The sequence below is a fragment of the Streptomyces sp. PH9007 genome (assembly GCF_059813725.1).
Genome location: NZ_CM187440.1, coordinates 1,489,879 through 1,514,395, shown reverse-complemented (window position 1 = coordinate 1,514,395; position 24,517 = coordinate 1,489,879). Strand labels below are relative to the sequence as shown.

Sequence of the window (24,517 nt, the reverse complement as noted above, 5' to 3'; positions counted from 1 at the left end):
GCGGCGGGCGGCGGGATCGCGGGGGAGCGTCAACGGCCCGCCCGGTACACGGAGACATGGGAACGGGAGTCGGCGGTGAACTCGGCGCCGAGCCAGTCGGCGTGCCGGGACTCCAGGGACAGGCCCGCCAGTTGAGCCATGAGGTCGAGTTCGGCGGGCCAGATGTACCGGTGCGGCGTGCGGCCGAGCCGGGCCTGCCGGCTCTCGTCGAAGTGGAAGTGGTGCGAGACGACGTGCTGGCGCAGCACGTCGTAGGTGTCCACGAGGAGGTAGCCCCCCTCCGACTGGCAGACCACCCCCGGCTGCCCCGGCGGCAGCTTGCGCAGCTCCGGCACCCACAGCTCGATCACGAACCGTCCGCCCGGTGCGAGATGGCGGACCGCGTTGCGGAAGCAGGCGACCTGTTCCTCCTGCGTGAGCAGGTTGGAGATGGTGTTGAAGACGAGATAGACCAGCGGGAACGTGCCCGGCGCCGCGGCGGACGCCGGGGCGGTGGCCGTCGCCATGTCGCCGATGGTGACCGGGATCGCCGCCTCGTCCGCTTTGGTCCGCAACTGCCGCAGCATCGGCCGGGACAGCTCGATCCCGGCGACCGGTACGCCACGCCCGGCCAGCGGGACGGCCACCCGCCCCGTACCGATGGCGAACTCCAGCGCCGGGCCGCCGTCCGCCAGTTCGGCGAGGCGGTCCACCGTCGGGTCCAGCACGTCCGGCGCGAACATGCCGGTGCCGGGGGTGTCGTATGCCTGGGCGGTCACGGTGTCCCAGATCTCCTCCTGCTCCATGCCGCCACGATGTCGGAGCAGCGCGCGCGGCGTCGACAGGTTTCTCCCACCGGCGCGGCGTCGGCCGTCACCCTCTCCGGGGCGGCGGCGGGACGGTGATGACGGGAGCGCAGCCCGTGTCGTGCGGGGGTTCGCCGATCGGGGCGCGTGGTTCAGCCGGCCAGCAAGTTCCTCTCCCGCAGGGTGGCGAGCAGGTCGGCCACGTCCGCCTCCGCGTGGAGTGCTCCGGGGCGTTCGCGGGCGAGCGCCACGGCGGCCTGTTCGGGGGTGGCGCCGTCGAGGAGATGCCGCAGCACGAGGGCGCCGGTGGGGTTGATCTGCCAGTACGTCCCGGCGCGTTCGTCGAGCAGGACCATGATGTCGCCGGTGGTCACCGGGGTGATACCCGGACGCAGGGCGATGGGTGCGGGCGCGGGTGCGGTCATGGGCTCTCTCCGTTCGGGCCCACCCGGCCGGCGGCGGCCCCGTCACGGCGGAGCTTCTCCGCGGCGGCCGGGCCGCAACCGGCGAAGCGGCCAAACCGCACCAACGGGCGAACCCTTGGCATCGCCGCCGCCGAGCGCGGTCGGTACGCAACGGGCGCTCCCCGTGAGCCCTCGCCGCCCAGGGGCGGCTCCGGCTCCGGGCAAGAGGGCGGCGGGGAGGCGTGGAGGGCCGGCGGGGGCGTCAGACCGGATCGCCCGCGGTGATGCGCTTCTCGAACCAGTGGTGGGCGTACGGCTCGGTGTTGAAGGCCGGGACCTCGGTGAAGCCGTACGCGTGGTAGAGCCGGATCGCCTCCGTCAGGACCTTGTTGGTGTCCAGCCGGAGGGTGTCGTAGCCGTGTCCGGCCGCGCGCGCCTCCAGTTCGGTGAGGAAGCGGCGGGCCAGCCCCAGGCCCCGGGTGGCGGGGGAGACCCACATGCGCTTGACCTCGGCGGGGGCGCCGGCCGGGAGCTTGAGGCCGGCGCAGCCGACGGGTTCGCCGTGCAGCCGGGCCACCAGGAACACGCCGCGCGGCGCTCGGAGTTCGCCCGCGTCGGGGAGCAGGCTGCGGGCGGGGTCGAAGCCGGTGTCCAGGCGTTCGCTCAGCTCGGCGAAGAAGGAACGCAGGCAGTGCTGGGCGTCGGGATGATCCGGGTCCACCGGGTCGAGGGAGACGGTTCCCGCTGTCAGCAGCCGTTCGGCCTCGGCCAGGGCGGAGACCAGTCGTGCGCGCTGGGAGGCGTTCAGGGGTTCGAGCAGCGAGCCGGCCATCTCGTCGCTGCGCCGGTCGAGTTCGTCCAGCTCGGTGCGGCCGGCGTCGGTGAGGCGCACGGTGCGGACCCGCTTGTCGGACGGGAGGGGTTCCACCGTCACCAGGCCCGCCGTCTCCAGCGCGCGCAGCAGCCGGCTGACGTACCCCGAGTCGAGCCCGAGGCGCTCGCGCAGCCGCCGTACGTCCGCGCCGCGCTCGCCGATCTCCCACAGCAGCCGCGCTTCGCCGATGGGGCGGTCACGGCCCAGGTAGTGGTCGTGGAGCACGCCGACACGCTCGGTGATGGTGCGGTTGAACCGGCGGACTTGTTCGATCTGGAGCCTCTCCGTCATCCTCTGACTTTAGTCAGACAATCCGCGTTCTGTCACATCGGGGCGCGCCCGGTGATCGCTTCGCTCCTCCGCACCCCAGTACAACCGCACGGGTTCCGCGTGGCACGGGTAGCGAAGGCGCCGACGGGTGGAGAAATAAGAGGTGCCCAGGAATGCCATGCGGTTCCGAACGACCGGTGCGGCAGCCGCCGCACTGCTGCTGGTCCTGACCCTGCCCGCTTCCCCCGCCTTCGCGGACGGCGCCGGCGCCGGGGGCGGCACCGGGCCGGACCTCCGGTGCGCGGCGACGCGGGGCGCCCTGGTCGAGGTCACCCCGCTGGAGCGGTACGGGCGCGCCGAGCTGGCCGCCGTGCTGGAGACCGCGACGGGCGTGCCGGCGGAGGCCGGACTCGTCCGCTACGGGGCCGCGTTCCACCGGCTGATCTACCGCACACTCGCGCCGCACGGCGGTGCCCTCACCGTGTCGGCGCTGCTCGTCCTCCCCGTCCTGCCCACCGGTGCCGGGGCCACCCCGCTGCCCACCGTGTCCGGGGTCCCGGGCAGGACCGCCCAGGGCCACGACGTGCACTCCGCCGGTGGGGCCAGCTCCGTCGCCGACGCCCTGCTCTACGCGGCGGGCGGATTCGCGGTCGTCGCCTCCGACGGGCCCCGGCCCGGCACCCACCCGTCCCCGTACGCCGTCTCCGCCCGGTCCGCCGCCCTGGACTCCCTGCGCGCCGCCCGGACCGCCGCCGGGCGCCTGGGGGTACGGCTCAGCGGTGAGCTGTACGTCACCGGCCTCCCGCAGGGCGGGCAGGCCGCCACGGCGGTGGGCCGGGCGCTGCGGAGGGAGGCGGTGGCGCCGTTCGGATGGCGGGCGACGGCGCCGGTGGCCGGGCCGTACGACCTGCGGGACGGGCACCTCCCCGCGCTGTCCCACGCGCACCGTGACGGACTGTCGGAGGCGCGGTTCCTCACCTACCTCCGGGTCGCCCAGCACCGGCTGCGCCCGCCGCACGGGCACCACCCGGGGGAGGGGCCCCGCCCTCCGTACACCGCGCACGGGGAACGGCATGCCGGCGGAACGCACACCGTCGGCTGGGTCCGTGGCCACCTGCCGGCGACCAACGGGGAGCCGCCCGGCGGGTGGCACGCGCCACCGGGCGTCCCCGCCACCGGTGTTGACGGGGCGTGCGCCCAGGGGTCCGGCGCCCTGGTACGGCTGCACGCGGCGGCGGGGGACCGGGTGTGTGCGCCCGGCGTCCCGTCGGCCCCCGGCGCCAACGGGGCGTGCGGGGCCTGGCGCACGTGGTGGTGAGGGCCGCCGCCCGCCGGGGGTGGCGGCCAACTCGGCGCGCACGGACAGGTGATCGGCGCGAACCCGAGGTGTCCCGGGCGTCCCGCGCGCCGGTGGCGCTACGCTGCCCGGGTGGCAGAACCGCTGAAGACCTGGGTCGGTGGCCGGGAGGTGGATGTTCCCAACAGCATCCCCGACATCAGAGCCGCCCTGCCCCCGCAACGACGGCCGGACTTCGACACGGCCATCAACGAGGCCGGGGTGCACGAGATCCACGCCGTGATGCGGCACTGGATGCTGGAGGCGGTACCGGACCCGGCCGCCGACGCCACGATGGAGCGCCTGGCCCGGGAAGAGGCCGAGCGGCACGGCGCCGGGTGAGGCATCGCCTCGCCTACGCGCCGCCGGCCGACGACGGCTTGCGCAAGATGCCGCGACGGTCGGAGTTCGAGAGCGCGATGGCGACGACCATCGCCCGTGACCCGTACGGGCACGGCTCCACGGAGGTCGGCGGCGACCGGGACCGCCGCGACGCCACGGTGGCGGGGGCCATCGTGCGCTACGTGGTCTCGGCCACGGTCCTGACCGTCACCGTGGTCCGGCTGATCTCGCTGTAATCCCGGGGCGGTGTGGGTAGGTTGACGGGCCCACCCGCACCCGCCCGCTCACGGGGCGGAACTGACCCGGCGCCGGTAGTGGCGGGCGGCGCGGGCCCGGTCGGCGCACGACGGCTTGCACCACTCCTGGCGGCCGTGGCTCTTGACGAAATACCGCACGCAGCGCGGCGCCGTGCAGGCACGCAGCCGCTCCCGCTCGGGGCCGGTGAGGAAAGCGATCGTCGCCCGGGCCAGGGCCGCGAGCAGCCGGGTGTCCGGGTCGGCGGCCGAGGGCAGCGTGGCCGCCGCCGGAACGCCCTCGGCCGGCCAGTCCAGTTGGGGGGCGACGGGCTCCAGCGCGGCGGCGGCGTTGAGCCGGGCCAGCGCCTCCTCATGCGGCATGAGCCGGTGGGCGTCCGCCGGGCTGGCCGGTCCCGGGCTGACGGTGCGGGCGAACAGGGCCCGTACCGCCGCCCGCAGGCCGGTGATCCGCAGCCGCAACTCCTCGCTCGCGCCGACGTCGTGGACGGGCATCCCGGGCAGCTCCGTCAGCCACCGTGCGAGCCCCTCGACCGTGGTCAGGTCGTCGCACACCCCGCCGGCGCCGTCGTGCCGGATCGTGCTCGCCAGGTCCAGGGCCGGCCAGCGTTCCATCGGGTCCCTCGCTCCGCTCCCTTGATGACATCGGCGCGCACAGTCTAAGGTCCTCACGGTAAATCGGAAAATTAGCGTGAGAAGAGGAGGGTGCTGTGCTGCTGCTCGCCCAGATCAGTGATCTGCACCTGGACGGAACCGAGCGCGCGACCGAACGGGCCACCCGGGTCATGGAGCATCTGCGCGCCCTGCCCCGTCCCGTCGACGCACTGCTGGTCACCGGCGACATCGCCGACCACGGAACGCCCGAGGAGTACGCGGAGGCGGCCCGGATCCTCAAGGCGCCGTTCCCGGTGCTGACCTGCCCCGGGAACCACGACGTGCGCGCCCCGTACGAGCGGGAGCTGGGCCCCGGCAACCAGGTTCACCACATCGGGGAGGTCGCCGTCCTGATGTGTGATGTCACCCTTGAGGGTGAGGACGAGGGGCACCTGTCCCCGGGGACCGCCGCGTGGATGGACCGCACCCTCGCCGCCCTGGCGCCGGGCACCCGGGCGCTGATCGCCTTCCATCAGCCGCCCGTCGCGCTGCACCACCCGCTGCCCGACGCCCACCGGCTCACCAACCCCGGTGACCTCGCGGCGCTCCTCGACGCCCATCCCGAGGTCACCGCCGTCCTGACCGGGCACGCGCACACCGCCGCCGCCTCGGTCTTCGCCGGGCGCCCGCTCCTGGTGTCCCCGGCCGTCACCTGGACGCTGCGGATGCCCTGGGAGGGTGACCGCCCGGCCGACCGGGAGCAGCCGCCCGGGCTCGCCTACCACCTCCTCGACGACGAGGGGCGGCTGACCACGCACTTCCGCGTCATCCCGTGACGGGGTTCGCGCTGGCGATCCTCCCGCTGGTCATCACGCCCGGCGCCAGCCTGGCGCTGCTCATCCGGCATGTCACCGAGGGCGGCCGGCGGCGGGCGCTGCCGGTGATCCTGGGGACGGCCACCGGGCTGTACGTCCACGCCTCGCTCGCCGTGGCCGGTCTGGCGGCCCTGGTGATGCGCTCGGAGGCGGCGTTCACCGTGGTCAGGATCGCCGGCGCCTGCTACCTCGCCGGGCTGGGGGCGTGGACGTGGTGGTCGGCCACCCGCGCCGTGCCCCGTGCGGCCGGTGGCGGCGGCCGGGTGCGGTGGAACTCCGCCTATCCGCAGGCGCTGTTCGCCAATCTCCTCAACCCCAAGGCGGCCTCGGTCTTCCTCACGCTGGTGCCGCAGTTCGTCACGCCCGACCGGCCGCTGGGGGGTCAGATCCTCGCGCTGGCCACCGTGCAGGTGGTGATGGTCGGTCTGTGGCTGCTGGGCTGGGCGCTGCTCATGCGGCGGGCCGCCCCGTATCTGGAGAGCGCGCGGGTGCGCGGGGCGGTCGGCCGGGTCACCGGCGGGGTGCTCATCGTGCTCGGGGTGCGGGGGCTGGTCAGCTGGTGACCCGGGGGACCTCGCGGCGGCCGTCGCCCCCGTCCTCGCCCCGGCCAGCGCCGTCGCCCCGGGGCAGCAGGCCGGTCAGCAGGGCGTCGAACAGGGCGAGGGCGCGCCGCTCGGCCGCGTCGGCGGCCCCCGTCAGCAACTGGTACATCAGCGAGCCGGTGAGCGCGTCGGCCACCGCCTCCCAGTCGGCGCCGGCCCGCAGCGTCCCCTCGGCGACCCCGCCGCGCAGCCGGCGCAGCAGCACCTCGCGCTGCGGCCCGGTGATCCGTCCGTACAGGGTCTCGGCGTCCTGCGGGCTCTCCGCCGCGGCGGCGATCAGGGCCAGCACGAGCGGCGCGTTGCGCGGGGCGGAGACCGAACGCGCCTGGGCGCGCAGCCAGTCGCGCAGATCGTGTTCCACGTCCCCGGTGTCCGGCGGGACGGCGGACAGCAGATCGTGGGCGACGGTCGAGGCGACGAGTTCGCCCTTGGAGGACCAGCGCCGGTACAGCGTGGGCTTGCCGACGCCGGTGCGCGCGGCGACGCGTTCCATCGAGAGCCGGGCGTAGCCGTTCTCGATGAGCAGCTCCCGGGTGGCCGTCAGGATGGCCTGCTCGGTGGCGGGGCTGCGGGGTCGGCCGCGTCGGCTCACCTTACTCATCGGGCCATCCTATGCCGGGGTAGTACAGTTTTATTTACGGAACGGTCCGTAAAGTAATGTGTCCCTTCAAGGACGAGGAGGTCCTCATGGAGCCGCAGGTACTGGTGGTCATCGGAGTCGGCGGAATGGGGCAGGCCATCGCCCGCCGGCAGAGCGCGGGCAGGACCGTGCTGCTCGCCGACTTCAACGAGGAACTGCTGGGCACCGTCGCCGACACCCTGCGCGGCGACGGCCACACCGTCCTCACCCAGCCCGTCGACGTCTCCTCGCGGTCCTCGGTGGCGGCGCTCGCCGACGCGGCGGCCGGGGCGGGCAGCGTCACCCAGGTCGTGCACACCGCCGGACTCTCCCCGGCGATGGCGCCCCCCGCGGCCATCCTGGGCGTCGATCTGCTGGGCACCGCCCTCGTCCTGGAGGAGTTCGGGCGCGTGGTGGCACCGGGCGGCGCGGGCGTCGTCATCGCCAGCCTCGCCGGCCACTTCGCGGCCGGCACCCTGGACGCCGCCCAGGAAAGCGCCCTGGCCCACACCCCGAGCGACGCGCTGCCCGCACTGCCCGTCGCCACCGCCGTGGCCACCAGCGACGAGGGGTACGGCCTGTCCAAGCGCGCCAACCAGCTGCGCGTCCAGGCGGCGAGCGTCGCCTGGGGCCGGCGCGGGGCGCGGATCAACTCCATCAGCCCCGGCGTGATCGCCACCCCCATGGGACACCAGGAGCTCAAGGGCGACAGCGGCCCCCGGATGCGCGCCATGGTCGAGGCGTCCGCAGCCAAGCGGATGGGCACACCGGAGGACATCGCCGACGCCGCCGCGTTCCTGCTCGGGCCCACCGCCTCCTTCATCACCGGCACCGACCTGCTGGTGGACGGCGGTGCCTTCGGGGCCGTCCACACCGCGCCGGCCGAGTGACCCCGCTCCCCGCGGCCTCCCCGGGCGCATGACGTCCCCGGAGCGTGAAAGAAGGCCGCCCGCCCGGGAAACCCCGGGCGGGCGGCCTTCGTACGCCGTGCCCCGCGTCGCGCGTCCTGGACCCGCGAGCGAGCGCCGACGATCAGTTCGAGCGCAGTGCGAGCACCACGTTGTGGCCGCCGAAGCCGAACGAGTTGTTCAGCGCGGCGATCCGGCCCTGCGGCAGTTCCCGGGGGGCGCCACGGACGATGTCGGCGTCCGCCACCTCCGGGTCCACCTCGTCCAGGTTGAGCGTGGCCGGAGCCAGCCGGTTGTGCAGCGCCAGGACGGTGGCCACCGTCTCCACGCCGCCCGCGCCACCGAGCAGGTGACCCGTCATCGACTTGGTCGCCGAGATGGCCGCGTGGTCCAGGTCCTCGCCCAGCACCTTGCGCATCGCCTTGATCTCCGCCACGTCGCCCTGCGGCGTCGAGGTGGCGTGCGCGTTGACGTGGACCAGTTCCTTCGGGTCGAAGTCCGTCGTCTCCTGGAGGTGCTCCAGCGCCGCCGCGATCCCCCGGCCGGTCGGTTCGGGCTGCGCGATGTGGTGGCTGTCGGCCGACAGACCCTGGCCGATGACCTCGCAGTACACCCGCGCGCCACGGCGCTCGGCGTGCTCGGCGGACTCCAGGACGACCACGCCCGAGCCCTCACCCATCACGAAACCGTCCCGCCCCGTGTCGTACGGGCGCGAAGCGGACTGCGGGTCCTCGTTGTTCTTGCTCATCGCCATCATGCTGGCGAACGCGGCGATCGGCAGCGGGTGGATGCACGCCTCCGTACCGCCCGCGACCACCACGTCGGCGCGCCCGCTGCGGATCATCTCCACCGCGTAACCCACCGCCTCCGAACCGGACGCGCAGGCGCTCACCGGCGCGTGCACCCCCGCCCGGGCACCGATCTCCAGGCCGACGTTCGCGGTCGGGCTGTTCGGCATGAGCATGGGCACGGTGTGCGGGGAGACCCGCCGCGCGCCCTTCTCCTTCAGGACGTCGTACTGGTCGAGCAGCGTGATGACACCGCCGATACCGGAGGCCACCACGGCGCCGAGACGCTCCGGGATCACCCCGGCCTCGTCCTCGCCGGCCTTGCCGGTGAAGCCCGCGTCCGCCCACGCCTCACGGGTGGCGATCAGCGCGAGCTGCGCCGAGCGGTCCAGACGCCGGGCGAGCGGGCGGGGCAGCACCTCGGACGGGTCCACGGCAACCGTCGCCGCGAACCGCACGGGCAGGTCCGCCGCCCACTCCTGCTCCAGGGGGCGCGCGCCGGACTTCCCGGCGAGCAGCGCCTCCCATGTTGACGCGCTGTCGCCACCCAGCGGTGTGGTTGCGCCGATGCCGGTGACAACCACCGTTCGATTGGTCGCGTTCACGGGACTTTCCTATCCGCTAGTAAGGGTTCAGAGGTACAGGGGTACCGCGCCACCGCTGGGTGGCGACATGCGCCGAATCAGGTCAGCTCTGGTGCGTGAGGATGTAGTTGGCAGCGTCACCAACGGTCTTCAGGCCCTTGACGTCGTCGTCCGGGATCTTGACGTCGAAGCGCTCTTCGGCGGCCACGACAACCTCGACCATGGACAGCGAGTCGACGTCGAGGTCGTCGGTGAACGACTTGTCCTCGAGCACGTCCTCCTCGGGGATCCCGGCGATCTCGTTCACGATCTCACCGAGACCAGCGATGATCTCTTCCTTGGTGGCAGCCATTGCCGCGCTCCTTCAGTGTGCTGCGGTGGGTACCGCATCTGGGTGATGAAACGGCCCGGCGCTCGCCGTGCCGACTCAGTTGTGCTTAGGGGAGAGTAACGACCGTCGCGGCGTACACGAGCCCCGCCCCGAAGCCGATGACGAGAGCGGTGTCCCCGCTCTTCGCCTGACCGGTCGCCAGCATCCGCTCCATCGCGAGCGGAATGGAGGCGGCCGAGGTGTTGCCGGTGGTTTCGATGTCGCGGGCGATCGCGACGTGCTCCGGCAGCTTCAAGGTCTTCACCATCGAGTCGATGATGCGCATGTTGGCCTGGTGCGGGATGAAGACGTCCAGGTCATCGGCGGTGATCCCGGCGGCGTCCAGCGCCTGCTGGGCCACCTTCGCCATCTCGAACACCGCCCAGCGGAAGACCGTCTGACCCTCCTGGCGCAGCGCGGGGAACTTCACCTCGCCCTGCGAGTCCACCGGCAGTTCGCTCAGGTCACCGATGCGGAACCGGTCCCACGGCACGGTCTGCGCGATGACGTCCGCCTTGTCGCCCTCCGAACCCCACACGGTGGGGCCCATCGCGGGCTCCTCGGAGGGGCCGAGCACGACCGCGCCCGCGCCGTCACCGAACAGGAAGGCCGTCGAACGGTCCTCCTTGTCGGTGAGGTCGGACAGCCGCTCCACACCGATCACCACGACGTACCGCGCGCTGCCGGAGACGATGAGGCCCTTGCCGACCGCCAGGCCGTAGCCGAACCCGGCGCAGGCGGCGGAGATGTCGAACGCGGCGGCGTTGCCGGTGCCCAGCTTGTGGGCGATCTCGGTCGCCACGGAGGGGGTCTGCATGAAGTGGGTCACGGTGGCCACCACCACCGCGCCGACCTGGTCGGCGGTGATCCCGGCATCCGCGATGGCCTTGCCCGCGGCGTCCAGCGACATCGAGGCGACCGTCTCGTCCTCGCCCGCCCAGTGCCGGGACACGATGCCCGAACGCGAGCGGATCCACTCGTCGGAGGAGTCGATGTGCTTGAGGATCTCTTCGTTCGGTACGACGCGGGCCGGGCGGTAGCCGCCGACGCCGAGGATGCGCGCGTGCGGCGCGCCCGTGCCGGGACTGATGGTGGCGGTCATACTCGGTGGCTCCTCTTCGCCTTATTCGCTTGATGCGCCGGCGGTGGAGGCACCGGAACCGGTGCCGTCCGCGCCCGCGGCCGCGGCGAGCAGGTCGCGGGCCTCGGGCAACTGCTCCGGGGTCTTGATCGCCAGCTGGGCGACACCCTTGAGGTTGCGCTTGGCCAGACCCGCGAGTGTGCCGCCGGGGCACAGCTCCACCAGCGCGGTCGCCTCCAGGCGCCGGAAGGTCTCGGTGCACAGGTCCCAGCGGACCGGGCTGGAGACCTGCGCGACCAGGCGGCGCACGATCTCCTTGCCGCTGGTGACGATCTCACCGTCGGCGTTCGACACGTACTGGATCCCGGGGGTCGGGTCGGCGACGCTGACGTCCCGGGCCGCCTCGCCCATGGCGGCCACGGCGGACGCCATGTGCTCGGTGTGGAAGGCTCCGGCCACCTTCAGGGAGATGACCCGCGCCTTCGCCGGCTTGTCGGCGGCCAGCGCCGCCAACTGCTCAAGAGTACCGGCGGCGACGATCTGGCCGCCGCCGTTGTTGTTGGCCGGGGTCAGGCCGAGCGCGTCCAGCTTCGCCGCGACCTCCTCCGGGTCGCCGCCGAGCACGGCCGACATCCCGGTCTCGGTGACGGCTGCCGCCTCGGCCATCGCCAGACCGCGCTTGCGGACCAGCGTCATGGCCTCCTCGTCGCTCAGCACCCCGGCGATCGCCGCGGCCGCCAGCTCACCGACGCTGTGGCCGGCCGTGACACCGGTGTACGGGGTGTCCCCCAGCAGCGCGCGGGCGGACAGGAGGGAACCGGCGACCAGCAGCGGCTGAGCCACCGCCGTGTCGCGGATCTCGTCCGCGTCCGCGTCCGTGCCGTAGTGGACCAGGTCGAGGCCGATGGCGTCCGACCATGCCGTCAGCCGGTCGGCGGCACCGGGGACGTCGAGCCAGGGGCGCAAGAAGCCGGGCGCCTGTGCGCCTTGGCCGGGAGCTACGAGTACGAACACCCTCACACTCTCTCTTGGCCAAGGGTGTCCCCGCCGGTGGGGACGGGGACGAAGAACGGCTGATCGAGTTGTGAGGACCCCACAAGGTAAGGGGTGGGCTTCACTCGACCGGTCACACCCGGTGCTCCCCGTCGGCGAGCCGCCCGAGCATCAGGGCGATGCGCAGCGTAAAGGCCGATCGGACATCGGACGGCGGCCAGCCGGTGACGTCGGTCACACGTCGCAGCCGGTAGCGGACGGTGTTGGGGTGAACAAAGAGCATTCTGGCGGCACCCTCCAGCGAGCTGGCCTGCTCCAGATACACGCTCAGCGTCTCCAGCAGCGCGGCCCCCGACTGCTGGAGCGGTCTGTAGATCTCCTCCACCAAAAGCGTCCTGGCCACCGGATCGCCCGCCATGGCGCGCTCCGGCAGCAGATCGTCTGCCAGGACGGGGCGCGGGGCGTCCGGCCAGGCGGCGCACGCCCGGAGCCCGGCGGCGGCGGCCTGCGCGGAGCGGGTGGCCGCCCGCAGGTCCCCGACGACAGGACCGGCCACCACAGGACCCGAGGCGAAGGGGCCGATCAGCGACTTCGCGGCGGCCAGCGGATCGTCGCTGCCACCGGTGATGACGACCAGGCGCTTGCCCAGCACCCCGGTCAGCACCTGGAGCTTGGCATAGCGGGCGGCCCGCCGGATCGCCTCCACCGTCAGTTCGCTGTCGCCGTTGGGCGCGCTGCCCAGCAGCACCGTCACATGGTCGGGCGAGGACCAGCCGAGCGCCGCCGCCCGCGAAAGATCACCCTCATCGGCTTCCCCGGACACCACGGCGTTGACGACCAGGGATTCGAGCCGGGCGTCCCAGGCGCCGCGCGCCTCCGCGGCCTGCGCGTACACCTGGGCGGTGGCGAAGGCGATCTCCCGGGCGTAGACCAGCAGGGCGCTGCGCAGCACCTCCTCCTGGCCGGGGGCGGCGATCTCGTCGACGGCGGTCTCGACGACCTCGATGGTGGTGCGGACCATCTCGACGGTCTGCCGCAGCGTGATCGCCCGGGTCAGCTCGCGCGGGGCGGTGCCGAACACGTCCGTGCTGATGGCCTGCGGGGTCTCGGGATGCCGGAACCACTCCGTGAACGCCGCGATACCGGCCTGGGCGACCAGGCCGATCCAGGACCGGTTCTCCGGCGGCATCGCGCGGTACCAGGGGAGCTGCTGATCCATCCTGGTGATCGCGGCCGCCGCCAGCTTCCCGGAGGATTGTTCGAGGCGGCGGACGGTAGCGGCATGCGGGTGACTCTGATCGGCATCGGACACGGGTCCAGCCTGCCTCATCCGGCGGGCGCTCATTCCCGGCGGGGGTCGGGGGGCGGTGGATACGGTGGGCCCATGGGTGACGAACGGGTGCGGGTGCAGCGCGGTGCCGACCGCCACCGGGGCGGGGAACCGGGGGAGGGGATCGACAGCCGGTACGCGTTCTCCTTCGCCGGCCACTACGACCCGGACAACGTACGGTTCGGGCCGCTGCTCGCCTGCAACGAGGAGCGGCTGGCGCCCGGCAGCGGCTTCGGCGAGCACTCGCACCGGGACGTGGAACTGGTGAGCTGGGTGCTGGCGGGCACGCTGACGCACCAGGACGCGGCCGGGCGGACGGTCACGCTGGGCCCGGGGGACCTCCAGCACCAGTCCGCGGGCGCCGGCATCCGGCACACCGAGCGCAACGCGGGCCCTGAACCGCTGCGTTTCCTGCAGATGTGGCTGGAACCGGGCACGGCGGGCGGCGAGCCCCGGTACACGGTGCTGCGGTCGGTGCCGCCCGACGAGCCGTACGAGGTGCCGGGCGCCGGTGCCCGGCTGCGGGTGTGCCGCCCGGCGGCGGGCGCCCGGCTCGCCCTGCCGCCTGCGCCCCGGGTGTATCTGGTGGTGACGGCGGGGTCGGTAGGGCTGGGCGACACCGTGTGCGAGGCGTCCGACGCGGCCCGGATCACCGACGCCGCCGGGCTGACGGCGGAGGCGGGGCCGGCGGGGGCCGAGGTGCTGCTCTGGGAGTTCGACGCCGGTCACGGGCCGCGCTGACCGCACGCCGCACCCCTCACGCCGTACGGCAGGACCGGGGCGGTGCCGGGCCGGCGGGCGACCGGGCCGCGTCCCGGGGTTCCCGGAAGGTGACGGAGGTCACACGACGGTAATCTCGGTGATATCAACAGATTGTTTAAGGCGCCTACGGTCCAGCTATGGCCAGAGCTTTGGAGAAAGATCAGGTCCATCCCGTCGACGAGATCCCGCGCCCCACCCGCCTGGTGGCGTTCGGACTGCAACATGTGCTCGCCATGTACGCGGGCGCCGTGGCCGTTCCGCTGATCGTCGGCGGGGCCCTGGGGCTCTCACCCGCCGAGCTGGCCTACCTCATCACCGCCGACCTGCTGATCTGCGGTGTCGCCACCCTCATCCAGTGCGTCGGCTGGTGGCGGTTCGGGGCCAGGCTGCCCATCATGCAGGGCTGCACCTTCGCCGCCGTCACCCCGATGGTGCTCATCGGCCAGGACGGCGGGCTGCCCGCCATCTACGGCTCGGTGATCGTGTGCGGCATCGCCATCATGCTGCTCGCGCCGGTCTTCGGCCGGCTGCTGCGCTTCTTCCCGCCCCTGGTGACCGGGACGGTCATCCTCATCATCGGGCTCAGCCTGCTGCCCGTGGCCGGGAACTGGGCGGCCGGCGGCGCCGGGGCCGAGGACTTCGGCGACCCGCGCCATCTGGGCCTGGCCGGCGGCGTCCTGGCGGTGACGCTGCTCCTCCAGCGGTTCGGCCCCGGGCTGCTGGGCCGGGTCGCCGTCCTCGGCGGCATCGCCGTGGGCATGGCCGCCGCCGTGCCGTTCGGCCTCACCGACTTCTCCGGGGTCGGCGAGGCCGACTGGCTCGGGGTCAGCACCCCGTTCCACTTCGGCGCCCCCGAGTTCCAGTTGGCCGCCATCGTCTCCATGCTGGTGGTCGCCCTGGTGACCATGACCGAGACCACCGGCGACCTGATCGCCGTCGGCGAGCTGACCGACCGCAGGCCCGACCCGCGCCGGCTGGCCGACGGGCTGCGGGCCGACGGCCTGTCCACCGTGCTGGGCGGCGTCTTCAACACCTTCCCCTACACCGCGTACGCCCAGAACGTGGGCCTGGTCGCGCTCACCCGGGTCCGCAGCCGGTGGGTGGTCGCGGCGGCCGGAGCCATGCTGGTGGTCCTCGGGCTGCTGCCCAAGCTGGGCGCCGTCGTCGCCGCCATCCCGGCGCCGGTGCTGGGCGGCGCGGGCCTGGTGATGTTCGGAACGGTCGCGGCCGGCGGACTGCGCACCCTGGCCGGCGTCGACTTCGGCGGGGAACGCGGCGGGCACGCGCTGACCGTCGTCGCCGTCTCGGTGGCGGTCGGCCTGCTGCCGGTCGGGGTGCCCGGCGTCTACGAGGGGTTCCCGCACTGGTTCCAGACCATCATGGACAGCGGAATCAGCGCCGGATGCCTCACGGCGATCGTGCTCAACCTGCTGTTCCTGCACGGCCGGCAGCGGCGGCCGGCCGACGCGCCGCCGCCGACCGGGACCGCACCCGCGTCCGCGTCCGCGTCCGCGACCGCGACGGCGCCGGTCCCACCGCCCGACGACGCGGCGACGGCACCACGCGGCCCCGCGGCGTAGACGGCCTAAGCGCCCAGCTCCGCCAGCACCGCGTCCGTGAACGGCGGCCACGCCTGCACCGCCCACGCGCCGAACGGCCGGTCCGTCAGCGCCACACACGCCGCGCCCGCCTCCGGGTCCACCCACAGGAAGGTGCCCGACTGCCCGAAGTGCCCGAAGGTGCGCGGCGAGGACGCCGCACCCGTCCAGTGCGGGCTCTTGTGGTCGCGGATCGAGAAACCCAGCCCCCAGTCGTTGGGCTTCTGGTGCCCATAGCCGGGCAGCACCCCGCTCAGCCCCGGGAACACCACCGAGGTCGCCTCGTCCAGCGTCTCGCGCGCCAGCAGCCGCGGCGCCTGCAACTCGGCCGCGAACGCCGCCAGATCGGTCACCGTCGAGAAGCCGTCCTTGGCCGGCGATCCCGCCAGCTCCGTCGACGCCATCCCCAGCGGCTCCAGCACCGCCTCGCGCAGATAGTCCGCGAACGGCATCCCCGTCGCCTTGGTGAGATGCTCGCCCAGCACCTCGAACCCGGCGTTCGAGTACAGCCGCCGGGTGCCCGGCTCCGCCATCACCCGGTGCTCGTCGAACGCGAGACCCGAGGTGTGCGCCAGCAGATGCCGCACGGTCGACCCGGGCGGACCGGCCGGCTCCTCCAGCTCCGTCGCGCCCTCCTCGACCGCCACCAGCACCGCGTACGCCGCCAGCGGCTTGGTCACCGACGCCAGCGCGAACCGCTGCCCGGCCGGGCCGCGCACCCCCGCCACCCGCCCGTCCGCCAGCACCACGGCCGCCGCCGCGGACGGCACCGGCCAGCTGTCGATGATCTCCAGACTCCGCAGATTCGGCATGACCCCGACCCTAACGCGCCGCCCCGCGGCACCGGCCGGGCGGCCCTTGCCTGGAGTGCGCTCCAACTCCGTACCGTGGGCCCATGACCCTGACCCAGCAGGAGCGCACCGCCACCGGAACGGAAGACGACCTGTGCGCCTCGGTCGACCGGCCGCACCCCAGGCCCGCCGGCCAGGACCGGTACAGCATCAGCGAGGTGGCCGCCCACACCGGGCTCAGCGTGCACACCCTGCGCTGGTACGAGCGCATCGGACTGATGCAGCACATCGACCGCTCCCACACCGGGCAGCGCCGCTACACCAACCAGGACCTGGAGTGGCTGGCCTTCGTCGGCAAGCTGCGGCTGACCGGAATGGCGGTCGCGGACATGGTCCGGTACGCCGATCTCGTACGACAGGGCGACCACACCTACCCCCAGCGCCGCGCCCTGCTCGTCGCGACACGGGCCGAGGTGACGCGCCGGATGGCCGAACTGCACAGCACGCTCGCCGTCCTCGACTTCAAGATCGACATGTATACGACGACAGGGGAACACTCCGCATGAGCACCACCACCCCCATCGAGCGGGTACCGCTGGGCACCGGCGGCCCGCTCGTCGGCGTCCAGGGCCTGGGCTGCATGGGCATGAGCTTCGCCTACGGCCCCACCGACACCGACGCCGCCCGCGCCACCCTGGACCGCGCCCTGGAACTCGGCGTCACCCTCTTCGACACCGCCGACATGTACGGCGCCGGCGCGAACGAGACCTTCCTCGCCCCCTTCTTCCGGGCCCACCGGGACGAGGTCACCATCGCCACCAAGTTCGCCATCGGCCAGGACCCCGACGACCCGGGCCGCCGCGTCATCCGCAACGACGCCCCGTACATCCGGCAGGCCGTCGAGGGCAGCCTGCGCCGCCTGGACGTGGACGTCATCGACCTCTACTACATGCACCGCCGCGACCCCGCCGTCCCGCTGGAGGAGTCCATCGGCGCCATGGCCGAACTGGTCCGCGAGGGCAAGGTGAAGCACCTGGGGCTCAGCGAGGTCACCGGCGCCGAACTGCGCGCCGCCCACGCCATCCACCCCATCGCCGCGCTCCAGTCCGAATGGTCGCTGTTCTCCCGCGACGTGGAACGCACCGCCGTACCCGCCGCCCGGGACCTGGGCGTCGCCTTCGTCCCCTACTCACCGCTCGGCCGCGGCTTCCTCACCGGCTCCTTCGCCAACGCCGAGACCGAACTCGGCGACGACGACTTCCGGCGCACCCAGCCGCGCTTCACCGGCGACAACGCGGCCGCCAACCGCGCGCTGCTGCGCCCGATCGAGGACATCGCCGCCGCCCACGGAGCCACCTCCGGCCAGATCGCGCTCGCCTGGGTGCAGCAGCAGGCCACCGTGCGCGGCATGACCGTCGTCCCCATCCCCGGCACCCGCCGCCCCTCCCGGGTCGAGGAGAACACCGGCGCCACCCGGATCCGGCTCACCGAGGAGGAACGCGCCGCCCTGGAGCCGATCGCCGCCCAGGTCGCCGGGGACCGCTACGCCGACATGTCCGGCACCTCGGCCGGCCGCGAATAACTCCCGCTCCCCGGAGCGGCGGCGCTCGATCCGCCGCAGCACCGCGTACGCCAGCCGGTACGCGAGCGACACGGCGAACGTCGCCACGAACCGCCGCACCGGGCGCGAGCGGGCCAGGTACCGCAGCGCGGACCTCAGGAGTGATAGCGGCGTGCCCATCGGGGCTCCACCTCCATCCACTCCCGGCCCCAGTACCGGTCGTGCCCGCGCTCGAAGCGCTCGCGCGCCAGGTGCCGCGTCAGCAGCACCGCCGCGCCGGCCCCGCCCGCCGCCAGCAGCCCGGCCGCCGAGGACTGCACCCCTCTGGCCGCCGGGCTCGGCGGCGCCTGGGTCGGGGAGCCCTGCTGATCGAGCCAGAGCGTCACCTGGTCGCCCGGCTCGCCGCCGTGCTCCAGGCGCACCGTCTGGGTGTGCTCGGTGCCGTTCGTGTCGTGCCAGCGCACGGTCGCCGTGGTCTCACCGTTGCTGGGCCGCACCGCCGGGCTGGGGGCGGCGGCGCGGGCGTCGTCCACCACCACCGCCGGGGTGCTGTGCCGGGTCTGCTCCTGCCGCACGCCCGTGTGCCAGGTGCTGGAGAACGCCAGCACGCCCATCAGCACGGGCCCGGCCACCAGCAGTACCGACAGCACCATCAGCACCACACCCTCCACCACATCGCAGCGCCGCCGCAGTGCGGAGCGGTGCCAGCGCCACATCCGTACTCTGTCCGCCATCGCAGTCGGTCCTCGGTCCTCGCTGACGCGTGGCCCCCGTCGTGCGGCAACCGGGTACCCGGCACTGGCCGGGTAACCCCTTCACACGACGGCGAAGGCGTACAGCGAGAACGCCGCCGCCAGCACCCCGGCCAGCGCCCGACCACCCGCCGAGGCCCCCGTCCACGGCTGCTCGAAGCGCCTGGTCAGCGCCCCGATGCCGACCAGCAGCACGGCGAACAGCGGCAGCCACATCAGCCGCGCCGCCACCCATCCCAGGGTGGTCGGGGCCGAGGTCAGGCCCAGCACCGCCGCACCGCCGCTCAGCGCGGCGGAGGGGATCGCGGCGGCCAGCATCGCGCTCTGGTGCCAGCACAGGATCGTCATCGCGCTGAGGTTGATCACCACCACCGGCGCCCACAGCGCGGGGCGGGCCAGCAGCGCCGCCAGCCGTTCGCGCACCAGCACCGCCACCCCGGACTGCGCGGCGGCCAGCGCCAGCACCAGCAGCGACGGCGGGTGGGAGTTGGTACGGGCTTCGCCCGGCACGCCCACCATCGACGCGGGGTAACCGAAGACCGTCAGCAGCGTCACGAACAGGGCCAGCCCGCCGCCCAGCAGCAGCCACGCCGCCGCCCGCCGCGACAGCCGGCCCACGCCCCACACCAGCCCCAGCTGATAGCCGAACAGCCAGCCCGGCAGCAGGTTCAGCAGCCCCAGCCAGGACGGCATCGCCTCCGCGTACGGCCCGTACCGCAGCGCGTCCACCACCGCCACCGAGGCGAGCAGCGGCAGCGCCGACCACAGCCCGGCGCGCTCGGCGGCGCGCAGCGCGTACGGGGTCAGCGCCGTGATCACCGCGTACACGCCGACGAACCACAGCGGCTGCACGACCAGCACCGACGCCGTCCGCAAGGTGGCGCCCGGCACCCCGGCCAGGGACAGCAGCGGCAGCAGTGCCGCCCACACGGCCGCCACCCCCAGCACCGGGCGGCCCAGACGCACCAGCCGGCCGCGCAGCCACGTGGTGGCCGGGGTGCCGCGCTCGGTGGCCCGGCGCAGCGACAGGGCCGAGGAGTACCCGCCGACCAGGAAGAAGATGCCCAGCAGCTGGAACAGCCAGCTGGCCGGGGCGAGCGCGCCGAGCGCGGCGAGCGGGCTGCTGTTGTGCAGCGCGCCGGCCTCGTCGAGGGTGAACCCGCCGACCAGCCAGTGCCCGGCGGGCACCGACAGCAGGGCGAGCGCCCGCAGCCCGTCGACGGCACGGTCCCGGTGGACGGGTGTGCGGGCCTCGACGGTGGAGGCGAGGGAACGCAGCTCAGCGGAGAGGGACATCGGAGCACTCCGGGGAGGTCGGGGCGCAGCCGATCAGCTCGTAGGCGCCCAGGGTGATGGCGGAGAGGTTGTGCAGCGCGTCGGTGCCGGGCGTGCCGTAGCCGCCGTGGCCCTCCGCGTCCTGTGAGGTGAAGACCCGGGCGCCGTACGCCGGGTCGGTCGGGTCGGTGCCGTGGCCCAGGCCCAGCACCTGCACGTTGGGGACGGCGCTGATCCAGTCGGCGGGCGCACGGGAGGCCCACACGCGGGCGTCGGTGCCCAGGGCGGCGGCGGAGCCGGCGCGGGTGCCCGGGCTGCCGAGGAAGACCAGGTCGCCGGCGGCCAGCTGCGTACCGGCGTCCCGGGCGGCCAGGCCGCACACCACGGAGCCGTAGCTGTGGCACAGCACGGTGGGCTCGGTGGCGGTGGGCGCGGTGGTGACGGCGAGCCCGGCCAGGAAACGCTCCAGCCGTGGTGCCCCGGCCCGGGCCAGCCGGTCGGTCGCCTGGTCGGGGCCGACGCCGTCCGGGGTGGTGTACCCGATCCAGGCGATGGTCGCGGAGGCCGTTCCGGGGGCGTCGGCGGTCAGTTGGGTGTGCAGGGCGCGGGCCCAGGCGGTCGGGGTGCCGTACGTGTCGAGGTCGTTGTCGCTGCCCGGGACGATCACGGCGGTCCGCTCGGCGGCCGGCAGGTCGCCGAACACCTCGGCGAAGGTGCCCCGGCCGCGCGGGTCGAAGGCGAGCAACTGGCGGCCGGGGTCGGGCGGTACGCCGTAGTGCTCCTGCCAGGCGAGGGCGTTGGCCGCGTACCGCAGCGCGACGGGGGCGCCGTCGAGGTTGCCGACCGTCAGTGGGTGGCGTGCCGCGAGATCGCTCCACTGGTCGCCGGTCAGGGTGGCGAAGAACGCGGCGACCTCGGCCGGTTCGGCGTCCTGCGGGTCGGGCAGCGGCACCCCGAGGCTGTCGTCCGCCCGCCACGCCGCCGCCCCGGCCGGCGGCCCCTGGACGGCCTGGGTGTGCGACCCGAAGGTCCACCCCCCGGTCGCGGTGGCGGCGGTCAGCGCGAGCAGTGTGCTGGCCAGAACCCGCGTGAGACGGCGGCGCGGCATGACAGGTCTCCCTCCCGGGGCCGCCGGAGGAGCCGGCGGCCGGTCGGGAAGGAGAGTGCGGGGCGGACACCCGTACCCGCGTCACACCGGGGAGCCATTCCCGGTGTCATACCGGGGTAGGGGGTGGACAGCAGAAACCTAGGTGCCCTAGGTTTCTGCCTAGTCATCCTAGGAAGCTGTCGGAGCGAGGAAAAGAGGTGGGCCCGTGGTGCGGGCAGGAATCACCGCGGCGGGGCTGACCGCCGCGGCGGCGGCACTCGCCGACGAGAAGGGGCTCGACGGGCTCACCGTCGCCGCCCTGGCCCGGCACTTCGGCGTCAAGGACGCCAGCCTCTACGCCCACGTACGGAACCTGCGCGACCTGCGGATCCGCGTCGCGCAACTCGCCTCGCAGGAGATGACCGACCGCATCGCCCAGGCCGTCGCCGGCCGGTCGGGCAAGGACGCCCTGGTGGCCTTCGCCGACGCCTACCGCGACTACGCCCTGCGGCACCCGGGCCGCTACGCCGCCACCCAGCAGCGGTTCGACCCGGCCGAGATCACCGACCTCGCCGTCTTCCGGCGCAGCGTCGACCTCACCTACGGCATGCTGCGCGCCTACGGCCTGACCGAACCCGACCTCACGGACGCCGGCCGCCTGCTGCGCAGCACCTTCCACGGCTATGTCCACCTGGAACTCAGCGGCGCCTTCGGACACCCCAGGGAGGTGGACCGCTCCTGGGCCCGGGCACTGGACGCGCTGCACTCCACCCTGGCCAACTGGCCGCCGCGCCCACCCGAGGAGAACCCCCGATGAGCACCACCGCCGCCGTCGGTACGCTCGCCGTACCCGGCGCCACCCTCCACCACGAACACACCGGCAGCGGCCCGCTCCTGCTGCTGATCCCCGGCGGCGCGGCCGACGCCGCCCTGTACGCGGGCATGACCGACATCCTCGCCGCCCACTTCACGGTGCTCTCCTACGACCCGCGCGGGCTGTCCCGCAGCACCCTGCACGAGCCGCTCACCGACCAGCGCGTGGAGGTGTGGAGCGACGACGCCCACCGGCTGATCGAAGCACTGTCACCGCACCGGGACGCGTACGTGTTCGGCAGCAGCTCGGGCGCCGTCGTCGCGCTCGACCTGCTCGCCCGGCACCCGGAGCGACTGCGCCGGGTCATCGCCCACGAGCCGCCACTGGTGGAACTGCTGGCCGACCCGGCCCCGCACCGCGCCCTGTTCGCCGAGGTGCGCGAGGTGTTCCGTGCCGAGGGGGCCGGCGCGGCCATGGCCCGCTTCAGCGAGGGGCTCGGCGGACGGCCCGCCGAGCGGGAGCCCACCGCGCTGCCGCCCGCCCTCCAGGAGATGGCGCCCAGGATGCACGCGAACCTTCCCGTCTTCCTGGAACACCTGCTGTGCCCCTTCACCGCCGGTCTCCCCGACGTGGACGGACTGCGCCGCGCCGGCCGGCGGCTCATACCGGCCGCCGGCCGGGACTCACGCGGACTGCTGCCGCTGTACGGCCCCGCCGCCCAGCTCGCCGAACTGCTCGACCTGGAGGTCGCCGAATTCCCCGGCGGGCACCTGGGAGCCGTCGAGCACCCGGCGGAGTTCGCCGCCCGGCTGCTGGAGCTCTACCGCTCGCCGGGGGAGACCAGCCCGGACTCGTAGGCGAAGATCACCGCCTGGGCGCGGTCGCGCAGGCCCAGCTTGCCCAGGATGCGGCTGACATGGGTCTTCACCGTCTGCTCCGCCACGAACAGGGACGAGGCGATCTCCTGGTTGGACTGCCCGCGCGCCACCAGCGCCAGCACCTCGGTCTCGCGGGCCGTCAGCCCCTTCAGCCGCAGCGCGGGATCCTTGCGGCGGCCCGCCGGCCGGGCGGCGAAGTCGGCGATCAGGCGGCGCGTCACCGAGGGCGCCAGCAGCGCGTCCCCGGCGGCCACCACCCGCACCGCCGCGATCAGATCGGCCGGCGGCGCGTCCTTCAGCAGGAAGCCGCTGGCGCCGGCCCGCAGCGCCTCGTACACGTAGTCGTCCACGTCGAAGGTGGTCAGCATCAGCACCCGCGGCCGGTGCACCACCCCGGGCGGCGGGTCCAGCAGCCGCCGGGCCGCCTCCAGGCCGTCCATCACCGGCATCCGGACATCCATCAGCACCACGTCGGGGTGCGTGCGGCGGCTCAGCTCCACGCCCTCGGCGCCGTTGACGGCCTCGCCCACCACATCGATGTCGCTCTGCGCGGCGAGCAGCGCCGCGAACCCGGCCCGCACCATCGCCTGATCGTCGACGATCGCCACCGTGATCACGTCGCCGGCGCCCGTGCCGGTGCTGTTCATGAGATCTCCCCCGGGGTCGGTTCGGCCAGTGGCAGCACGGCCGCCACCCGGAAGCCGCCGTCCGCCGTCCGGCCGGTGTCGAGTTCCCCGCCGACCAGGCGGGTTCGCTCCCGCATGCCGATCAGACCATGGCCGGTGCCGTGCGACTCCAGCGGGCGGGCGGGAGCGGCGGCCGGGCCGTTCACGACCTCCACCCGCAGCGCGGAGCGCGCGTCGTCGACGGCCACCGTCACCGTCGCCCCGGCACCCGGGGCATGGCGTACGACGTTGGCCAACGCCTCCTGGACGATCCGGTACGCGCTGAGGGTGACCGCCTGCGGAAGCCCGTCGGCCTCCCCGGAGCGCGTCAGTCGGGCGTCCACCCCGGCGTGGACGGCCGACTCGACCAGCGCGTCCAGCTCACCGAGACCGGGCTGCGGCGCGAGCTGCGGATCGCCGCCGCTGCCCTCGCTGCGCAGCACGCCCAGCAGCCGCCGCATCTCCGCCAGCGACTGGCGGGCGGTGCCCGCGATGGTGGCGAACTCCTCGCGGGCCGCCTCAGGGATGCCCTCGATGCGGTACGGGGCGCTGTCCGCCTGCACGGTGATCACCGACATGTGGTGCGCGACCACGTCGTGCAGCTCGCGGGCGATCCGGGCGCGCTCCTCCAGCAGGGTGCGGCGGGCCCGCTCCACCTCGCTGACGTGCTGCGCCTCCGAGCGCTCGCGCACCGCGCCGCCCAGCAGCAGGACGACCCCGGACAGGACGACCAGCAGCACATTGGAGCCGGGGGAGTGGTCGGGGTTGAGCAGGCCCAGCAGGACTCCGGCGGCCACGGTCGCCAGCCAGACGGCGACCAGGGTGCGGCGCGGCAGGCGCAGAGCGAGCGGCAGGCACAGCAGCAGGTAGCCGATGATCCCGGGCGGCGGCCAGGGCCACGCCTGGCTGCCGAGGGTGTCGGCCCACAGGAGCAGGGCCAGGGCGGTCAGGACGTCGGCGACGAAGACGATGTACCAGGCGGCCAGCGGCCGGGCGGCGGCCAGCAGGAGCGGCGCGGCCTGGGCGACCCCGAGCAGGCCGGCGAGACCGCCGGGCAGGCCGTAGTCGTTGAGGAGGACGACGATCCCGGTGGGCAGCAGGGACGCGGCGGCGGCGAAGGCCAGGACGTGCGGCAGCACCCGCATCCACGCCCGGGGGGCACGGGCGAGCAACGCCTCGGACGGCTCGGGAGCGCCGAGCGCCTGGGACAGCAACACCCCCTGCCGGCGCACGTCGTTCCACAACCGCCCGGCAGCCGACTCCTCAGTAGACCCCACGCGGGCCAGCGTACGACCTGCGGTCCGCCGGTCCGCGCCGGCCGCCGG

At 73.9% G+C, this 24,517-nt stretch carries 28 protein-coding genes; 12 read left to right on the top strand and 16 right to left on the bottom strand.

Features of this window, described 5'->3' with window-relative positions; genetic code table 11:
- Nucleotides 1-29: 29 nt before the first annotated feature.
- The 3 genes from ACTFAP_RS06800 to ACTFAP_RS06790 form a co-directional block, all read right to left on the bottom strand.
- Nucleotides 30-785, bottom strand: coding sequence for a class I SAM-dependent methyltransferase (locus ACTFAP_RS06800; RefSeq protein ID WP_500468480.1), 756 nt, complete (start codon nucleotides 783-785; stop codon nucleotides 30-32).
- A gap of 152 nt (nucleotides 786-937) precedes the next feature.
- Nucleotides 938-1,210 (bottom strand): lasso peptide biosynthesis PqqD family chaperone, encoded by a 273-nt coding sequence (locus ACTFAP_RS06795; protein WP_495683835.1) that lies wholly within the window; start codon nucleotides 1,208-1,210, stop codon nucleotides 938-940.
- Between the two features lie 241 nt (nucleotides 1,211-1,451).
- Nucleotides 1,452-2,354, bottom strand: coding sequence for a bifunctional helix-turn-helix transcriptional regulator/GNAT family N-acetyltransferase (locus ACTFAP_RS06790; protein WP_500468479.1), 903 nt, complete (start codon nucleotides 2,352-2,354; stop codon nucleotides 1,452-1,454).
- Nucleotides 2,355-2,511: 157 nt separating this feature from the next.
- Here ACTFAP_RS06790 and ACTFAP_RS06785 point away from each other — a divergent pair, with 157 nt between their 5' ends.
- From ACTFAP_RS06785 to ACTFAP_RS06775, 3 genes are all read left to right on the top strand, one after another.
- On the top strand, nucleotides 2,512-3,651 hold the full coding sequence (locus tag ACTFAP_RS06785; RefSeq protein WP_500468478.1) for a hypothetical protein: 1,140 nt from the start codon (nucleotides 2,512-2,514) through the stop codon (nucleotides 3,649-3,651).
- 111 nt (nucleotides 3,652-3,762) lie between these two features.
- Entirely contained in the window at nucleotides 3,763-4,011 is a 249-nt protein-coding gene (locus tag ACTFAP_RS06780) for a hypothetical protein (protein ID WP_390116673.1), read from the top strand.
- Entirely contained in the window at nucleotides 4,008-4,247 is a 240-nt protein-coding gene (locus ACTFAP_RS06775) for a hypothetical protein (protein ID WP_030726286.1), read from the top strand. Before ACTFAP_RS06780 ends, ACTFAP_RS06775 begins: the two co-directional genes overlap by 4 nt.
- 48 nt (nucleotides 4,248-4,295) lie before the next feature.
- On the opposite strand, the gene ACTFAP_RS06770 is transcribed toward ACTFAP_RS06775, so the two are convergent.
- Entirely contained in the window at nucleotides 4,296-4,880 is a 585-nt protein-coding gene (locus tag ACTFAP_RS06770) for a CGNR zinc finger domain-containing protein (RefSeq protein WP_500468477.1), read from the bottom strand.
- Between the two features lie 98 nt (nucleotides 4,881-4,978).
- On the opposite strand from ACTFAP_RS06770, the gene ACTFAP_RS06765 reads away from it, so the two are divergent.
- Both ACTFAP_RS06765 and ACTFAP_RS06760 read left to right on the top strand, forming a co-directional pair.
- Nucleotides 4,979-5,695, top strand: coding sequence for a metallophosphoesterase (locus ACTFAP_RS06765; protein WP_495684905.1), 717 nt, complete (start codon nucleotides 4,979-4,981; stop codon nucleotides 5,693-5,695).
- Complete coding sequence (locus ACTFAP_RS06760; protein WP_495683831.1) at nucleotides 5,692-6,297, top strand: LysE family transporter; 606 nt, start codon at nucleotides 5,692-5,694, stop codon at nucleotides 6,295-6,297. Before ACTFAP_RS06765 ends, ACTFAP_RS06760 begins: the two co-directional genes overlap by 4 nt.
- On the opposite strand, the gene ACTFAP_RS06755 is transcribed toward ACTFAP_RS06760, so the two are convergent.
- Nucleotides 6,287-6,937 carry a TetR/AcrR family transcriptional regulator C-terminal ligand-binding domain-containing protein gene (locus tag ACTFAP_RS06755; RefSeq protein WP_495683830.1) on the bottom strand — a complete coding sequence of 217 codons (651 nt, stop codon included), beginning with the start codon at nucleotides 6,935-6,937 and terminating at the stop codon, nucleotides 6,287-6,289. The genes ACTFAP_RS06760 and ACTFAP_RS06755 overlap by 11 nt on opposite strands.
- A gap of 86 nt (nucleotides 6,938-7,023) precedes the next feature.
- Between ACTFAP_RS06755 and ACTFAP_RS06750 the strand changes: the two genes are divergently transcribed.
- A complete protein-coding gene (locus tag ACTFAP_RS06750) occupies nucleotides 7,024-7,845 on the top strand; it encodes an SDR family oxidoreductase (protein ID WP_500468476.1) in 822 nt (273 codons plus the stop codon).
- Between the two features lie 142 nt (nucleotides 7,846-7,987).
- Here ACTFAP_RS06750 and ACTFAP_RS06745 read toward each other — a convergent pair whose 3' ends face one another.
- The 5 genes from ACTFAP_RS06745 to ACTFAP_RS06725 form a co-directional block, all read right to left on the bottom strand.
- Nucleotides 7,988-9,256, bottom strand: coding sequence for a beta-ketoacyl-ACP synthase II (locus ACTFAP_RS06745; protein WP_495683828.1), 1,269 nt, complete (start codon nucleotides 9,254-9,256; stop codon nucleotides 7,988-7,990).
- Nucleotides 9,257-9,338: 82 nt separating this feature from the next.
- Nucleotides 9,339-9,587 carry an acyl carrier protein gene (locus tag ACTFAP_RS06740; protein WP_030726299.1) on the bottom strand — a complete coding sequence of 83 codons (249 nt, stop codon included), beginning with the start codon at nucleotides 9,585-9,587 and terminating at the stop codon, nucleotides 9,339-9,341.
- 85 nt (nucleotides 9,588-9,672) lie between these two features.
- Entirely contained in the window at nucleotides 9,673-10,707 is a 1,035-nt protein-coding gene (locus ACTFAP_RS06735) for a ketoacyl-ACP synthase III (protein WP_390116695.1), read from the bottom strand.
- 21 nt (nucleotides 10,708-10,728) lie between these two features.
- The gene (locus tag ACTFAP_RS06730; protein WP_390116697.1) at nucleotides 10,729-11,700 is read right to left on the bottom strand and encodes an ACP S-malonyltransferase; all 972 of its coding nucleotides are present in this window, start codon (nucleotides 11,698-11,700) and stop codon (nucleotides 10,729-10,731) included.
- 112 nt (nucleotides 11,701-11,812) lie between these two features.
- Nucleotides 11,813-13,009: a PucR family transcriptional regulator gene (locus ACTFAP_RS06725; protein ID WP_043176764.1), complete on the bottom strand. Its 1,197-nt coding sequence runs from the start codon at nucleotides 13,007-13,009 to the stop codon at nucleotides 11,813-11,815.
- A gap of 54 nt (nucleotides 13,010-13,063) precedes the next feature.
- Between ACTFAP_RS06725 and ACTFAP_RS06720 the strand changes: the two genes are divergently transcribed.
- On the top strand, nucleotides 13,064-13,750 hold the full coding sequence (locus ACTFAP_RS06720) for a pirin family protein (RefSeq protein ID WP_500468475.1): 687 nt from the start codon (nucleotides 13,064-13,066) through the stop codon (nucleotides 13,748-13,750).
- A gap of 158 nt (nucleotides 13,751-13,908) precedes the next feature.
- Complete coding sequence (locus tag ACTFAP_RS06715; RefSeq protein ID WP_500468474.1) at nucleotides 13,909-15,351, top strand: nucleobase:cation symporter-2 family protein; 1,443 nt, start codon at nucleotides 13,909-13,911, stop codon at nucleotides 15,349-15,351.
- Nucleotides 15,352-15,356: 5 nt separating this feature from the next.
- Here ACTFAP_RS06715 and ACTFAP_RS06710 read toward each other — a convergent pair whose 3' ends face one another.
- A complete protein-coding gene (locus ACTFAP_RS06710) occupies nucleotides 15,357-16,181 on the bottom strand; it encodes a serine hydrolase domain-containing protein (protein WP_500468473.1) in 825 nt (274 codons plus the stop codon).
- A gap of 83 nt (nucleotides 16,182-16,264) precedes the next feature.
- Between ACTFAP_RS06710 and ACTFAP_RS06705 the strand changes: the two genes are divergently transcribed.
- A complete protein-coding gene (locus ACTFAP_RS06705) occupies nucleotides 16,265-16,726 on the top strand; it encodes a MerR family transcriptional regulator (RefSeq protein WP_030726313.1) in 462 nt (153 codons plus the stop codon).
- Nucleotides 16,723-17,742: an aldo/keto reductase gene (locus ACTFAP_RS06700; RefSeq protein ID WP_500468472.1), complete on the top strand. Its 1,020-nt coding sequence runs from the start codon at nucleotides 16,723-16,725 to the stop codon at nucleotides 17,740-17,742. Before ACTFAP_RS06705 ends, ACTFAP_RS06700 begins: the two co-directional genes overlap by 4 nt.
- A gap of 134 nt (nucleotides 17,743-17,876) precedes the next feature.
- Here the strand turns inward: ACTFAP_RS06700 and ACTFAP_RS06695 are convergent, their stop codons facing one another.
- The 3 genes from ACTFAP_RS06695 to ACTFAP_RS06685 all read right to left on the bottom strand — a co-directional run bounded on the left by ACTFAP_RS06695 (nucleotide 17,877) and on the right by ACTFAP_RS06685 (nucleotide 20,856).
- Nucleotides 17,877-18,455, bottom strand: coding sequence for an Rv1733c family protein (locus ACTFAP_RS06695; RefSeq protein ID WP_500468471.1), 579 nt, complete (start codon nucleotides 18,453-18,455; stop codon nucleotides 17,877-17,879).
- A gap of 81 nt (nucleotides 18,456-18,536) precedes the next feature.
- Entirely contained in the window at nucleotides 18,537-19,769 is a 1,233-nt protein-coding gene (locus tag ACTFAP_RS06690) for an acyltransferase family protein (RefSeq protein WP_500468470.1), read from the bottom strand.
- Nucleotides 19,753-20,856 (bottom strand): alpha/beta hydrolase, encoded by a 1,104-nt coding sequence (locus tag ACTFAP_RS06685; RefSeq protein ID WP_500468469.1) that lies wholly within the window; start codon nucleotides 20,854-20,856, stop codon nucleotides 19,753-19,755. Before ACTFAP_RS06685 ends, ACTFAP_RS06690 begins: the two co-directional genes overlap by 17 nt.
- 205 nt (nucleotides 20,857-21,061) lie before the next feature.
- On the opposite strand from ACTFAP_RS06685, the gene ACTFAP_RS06680 reads away from it, so the two are divergent.
- Together ACTFAP_RS06680 and ACTFAP_RS06675 are read left to right on the top strand one after the other, a co-directional pair.
- Nucleotides 21,062-21,652 (top strand): WHG domain-containing protein, encoded by a 591-nt coding sequence (locus ACTFAP_RS06680; protein ID WP_495683818.1) that lies wholly within the window; start codon nucleotides 21,062-21,064, stop codon nucleotides 21,650-21,652.
- A complete protein-coding gene (locus ACTFAP_RS06675) occupies nucleotides 21,649-22,506 on the top strand; it encodes an alpha/beta fold hydrolase (protein ID WP_451748612.1) in 858 nt (285 codons plus the stop codon). Before ACTFAP_RS06680 ends, ACTFAP_RS06675 begins: the two co-directional genes overlap by 4 nt.
- Here ACTFAP_RS06675 and ACTFAP_RS06670 read toward each other — a convergent pair.
- Together ACTFAP_RS06670 and ACTFAP_RS06665 are read right to left on the bottom strand one after the other, a co-directional pair.
- Nucleotides 22,470-23,174 carry a response regulator gene (locus ACTFAP_RS06670; RefSeq protein ID WP_495683817.1) on the bottom strand — a complete coding sequence of 235 codons (705 nt, stop codon included), beginning with the start codon at nucleotides 23,172-23,174 and terminating at the stop codon, nucleotides 22,470-22,472. The genes ACTFAP_RS06675 and ACTFAP_RS06670 overlap by 37 nt on opposite strands.
- The gene (locus ACTFAP_RS06665; protein ID WP_495684904.1) at nucleotides 23,171-24,478 is read right to left on the bottom strand and encodes a histidine kinase; all 1,308 of its coding nucleotides are present in this window, start codon (nucleotides 24,476-24,478) and stop codon (nucleotides 23,171-23,173) included. Before ACTFAP_RS06665 ends, ACTFAP_RS06670 begins: the two co-directional genes overlap by 4 nt.
- Nucleotides 24,479-24,517: the final 39 nt, after the last annotated feature.

Coding starts and splice junctions, on each gene's coding strand:
- ACTFAP_RS06700 (WP_500468472.1), top strand. CDS start 16,723: ATGAGCACCACCACCCCCATCGAGCGGGTACCGCTGGGCACCGGCGGC.
- ACTFAP_RS06715 (WP_500468474.1), top strand. CDS start 13,909: ATGGCCAGAGCTTTGGAGAAAGATCAGGTCCATCCCGTCGACGAGATC.
- ACTFAP_RS06690 (WP_500468470.1), bottom strand. CDS start 19,769: ATGTCCCTCTCCGCTGAGCTGCGTTCCCTCGCCTCCACCGTCGAGGCC.
- ACTFAP_RS06770 (WP_500468477.1), bottom strand. CDS start 4,880: ATGGAACGCTGGCCGGCCCTGGACCTGGCGAGCACGATCCGGCACGAC.
- ACTFAP_RS06670 (WP_495683817.1), bottom strand. CDS start 23,174: ATGAACAGCACCGGCACGGGCGCCGGCGACGTGATCACGGTGGCGATC.
- ACTFAP_RS06735 (WP_390116695.1), bottom strand. CDS start 10,707: ATGACCGCCACCATCAGTCCCGGCACGGGCGCGCCGCACGCGCGCATC.
- ACTFAP_RS06725 (WP_043176764.1), bottom strand. CDS start 13,009: ATGAGGCAGGCTGGACCCGTGTCCGATGCCGATCAGAGTCACCCGCAT.
- ACTFAP_RS06755 (WP_495683830.1), bottom strand. CDS start 6,937: ATGAGTAAGGTGAGCCGACGCGGCCGACCCCGCAGCCCCGCCACCGAG.
- ACTFAP_RS06795 (WP_495683835.1), bottom strand. CDS start 1,210: ATGACCGCACCCGCGCCCGCACCCATCGCCCTGCGTCCGGGTATCACC.
- ACTFAP_RS06740 (WP_030726299.1), bottom strand. CDS start 9,587: ATGGCTGCCACCAAGGAAGAGATCATCGCTGGTCTCGGTGAGATCGTG.
- ACTFAP_RS06675 (WP_451748612.1), top strand. CDS start 21,649: ATGAGCACCACCGCCGCCGTCGGTACGCTCGCCGTACCCGGCGCCACC.
- ACTFAP_RS06710 (WP_500468473.1), bottom strand. CDS start 16,181: ATGCCGAATCTGCGGAGTCTGGAGATCATCGACAGCTGGCCGGTGCCG.
- ACTFAP_RS06705 (WP_030726313.1), top strand. CDS start 16,265: ATGACCCTGACCCAGCAGGAGCGCACCGCCACCGGAACGGAAGACGAC.
- ACTFAP_RS06685 (WP_500468469.1), bottom strand. CDS start 20,856: ATGCCGCGCCGCCGTCTCACGCGGGTTCTGGCCAGCACACTGCTCGCG.
- ACTFAP_RS06790 (WP_500468479.1), bottom strand. CDS start 2,354: ATGACGGAGAGGCTCCAGATCGAACAAGTCCGCCGGTTCAACCGCACC.
- ACTFAP_RS06750 (WP_500468476.1), top strand. CDS start 7,024: ATGGAGCCGCAGGTACTGGTGGTCATCGGAGTCGGCGGAATGGGGCAG.
- ACTFAP_RS06695 (WP_500468471.1), bottom strand. CDS start 18,455: ATGGCGGACAGAGTACGGATGTGGCGCTGGCACCGCTCCGCACTGCGG.
- ACTFAP_RS06800 (WP_500468480.1), bottom strand. CDS start 785: ATGGAGCAGGAGGAGATCTGGGACACCGTGACCGCCCAGGCATACGAC.
- ACTFAP_RS06720 (WP_500468475.1), top strand. CDS start 13,064: ATGGGTGACGAACGGGTGCGGGTGCAGCGCGGTGCCGACCGCCACCGG.
- ACTFAP_RS06785 (WP_500468478.1), top strand. CDS start 2,512: ATGCGGTTCCGAACGACCGGTGCGGCAGCCGCCGCACTGCTGCTGGTC.